A 1,162-nucleotide genomic window follows, 5' to 3' on the forward strand; every position below is an offset into this window, starting at 1 on the left:
TCCCGAGGCGAAGGACTGGCCGAAGATCAGCATGTCGCGGATGGGGGCGATGTCTTCCGCCCGCTTGAGCAGGTCGAAATACCAGCCGCCGTCGGTCGTGTCGCCGTACAGCACTGCGCCGACGATCCGGTCGTCCTTGACCACGACGCGCTTGTAGATGCCGCGCGAGGCATCGCGCAGGACGATGTCCTCCGCGCCTGCACCGCCCGAGAAATCGCCCGCCGAGAATACGTCGAGCCCGGCGACCTTCAACTTGGTCGAGGTCACCGATCCGCGATAGCCGGTGTGGCTGTCGGTCAGCCCATCGGCGAGCGCGCGGCACATGTCCCACAGCGGCGCGACGAGGCCGTAGACGTTACCGTCATGCTCGACGCATTCGCCGACCGCGAGGATCGACGGGTCGCTGGTGACCATGTGGTCGTCGACCTTGATCCCGCGGCCGATCTCCAGCCCGGCGTCGCGCGCGAGGGCGACGGAGGGGCGGATGCCGACCGCCATGACGACGAGGCTCGCGGGGATCAGCGTGCCGTCTTTCAGCAGCACGCCCTCGACGTGGGTATCGCCGACGATCTCGGCGGTGTTCGCCTCGGTGAGGATGACCTGACCGCGCGATTCCAGCGCCGACTTAAGCAACCACCCCGCCGCCTCGTCGAGCTGCCGCTCCATCAGCGTCGGCATCAGGTGGATCACCGTGACCCTCATCCCGCGCAGCGTGAGCCCGTGTGCGGCCTCCAGCCCGAGCAGCCCGCCGCCGATGACGACCGCCGCTCCACCCTTGCCCGCAGCCTCCAGCATGTGGTCGACGTCCGCCATATCGCGGAACGAGATCACGCCGGGCAGGTCCTTGCCGGGGACGGGGATGATGAACGGATCGGAGCCGGTCGCGATCAGCAGCCGGTCGTACGATACCGTCAGCCCCGACCGTGCGGTCACGGTCTTTGCGGCGCGGTCGATCGCCTGCACCGGGTCGCTCGTCACCAGCTCTATGGTGTTGGTCGCGTACCAGGCGTGATCGTTGATGACGATCTGCTCGAACGTCTTCTCACCCGCCAGCACCGGCGACAGCATGATGCGGTTGTAGTTCACGTGCGGCTCGGCCCCGAAGATCGTCACGCGGTACCGGGTCGGATCGCGCGCGATCAGTTCCTCGACCGCGCGACAG

At 67.6% G+C, this 1,162-nt stretch carries 1 protein-coding gene; it reads right to left on the minus strand.

The features are described 5' to 3' along the window. Nucleotides 1–1,162, minus strand: a 1,162-nt coding sequence (locus ASE89_RS21375; RefSeq protein ID WP_236701878.1) for an NAD(P)/FAD-dependent oxidoreductase, incomplete at both ends; no start/stop codon positions are given.

This window comes from Sphingomonas sp. Leaf30, from assembly GCF_001422525.1.
GTDB classification, from domain to species: Bacteria; Pseudomonadota; Alphaproteobacteria; order Sphingomonadales; family Sphingomonadaceae; genus Sphingomonas; species Sphingomonas aerolata.